The organism is Pseudomonas botevensis (genome assembly GCF_019145475.1).
GTDB lineage: Bacteria > Pseudomonadota > Gammaproteobacteria > Pseudomonadales > Pseudomonadaceae > Aquipseudomonas > Aquipseudomonas botevensis.
Map to the genome: position 1 here is coordinate 1 of NZ_JAHTKI010000053.1, position 676 is coordinate 676.

1 protein-coding gene is annotated in these 676 nt (G+C 67.3%); it reads right to left on the reverse strand.

The genetic code is table 11. The annotated features are described in order from the left end of the window. Positions 1 to 676: condensation domain-containing protein (locus tag KVQ74_RS29255; RefSeq protein WP_225930238.1), on the reverse strand; the 676-nt coding region annotated here is incomplete at both ends.

Here is a 676-nt window from a genome sequence, read left to right on the forward strand (position 1 = left end):
TTGACCCCGTCGCGCACCGTTTGCCCGCCGATGTCGACCCGCAGCGGCAAGGTGTTGATGAACATCCCCAGCCCCCGGTCGGCACCCGCCCCGCCCTGCATGCGGCCCATCAGCACGGTGCCGAACACCACGCTCCGTTGCCCGGAGGTCACCGCCAGCACCTGCGCCCACGCCAGATGAAACAGGCTGGCGACACTGATGCCCATGCTCCGCGCCTGACTGCGCAGACGCTGGGCAAGGGCCTCGGACAATGGCAGGCAGACTTCCTCGACATCACTGGCGGTGCCGCTGACGTTGCGCAAGCCGAATGGCAGCGTCGGCTCTTCGATGTCGCCAAGCATCTGCCGGAAGAACGTTTCGTGCTCTTCCTCGCTGATGCCCCAACGCGCCTGGGCCACGTAGTTGCGGTACGGCACAGCGGCCGGCAACGCTTCGGCCTGGCCCAGCAGACAAGCCTGCATTTCCTCGCGCACCACGTCCAGCGCGGTGTGATCCAGGGCGATGTGATGGAACACCAGCGTGCCCAGCACCCGGCCATTGGCCGGATCACGGGCATACAGCAGGCGAATCAGCGGCGCCTGACTCAGGTCCAGACGCTGCTCGGACAACTGCCCCGGCGCGACCTCCCGAACCGGCAGTTCGGCATGGCGCCAGACCACTTGAACCGGCGCGGCCA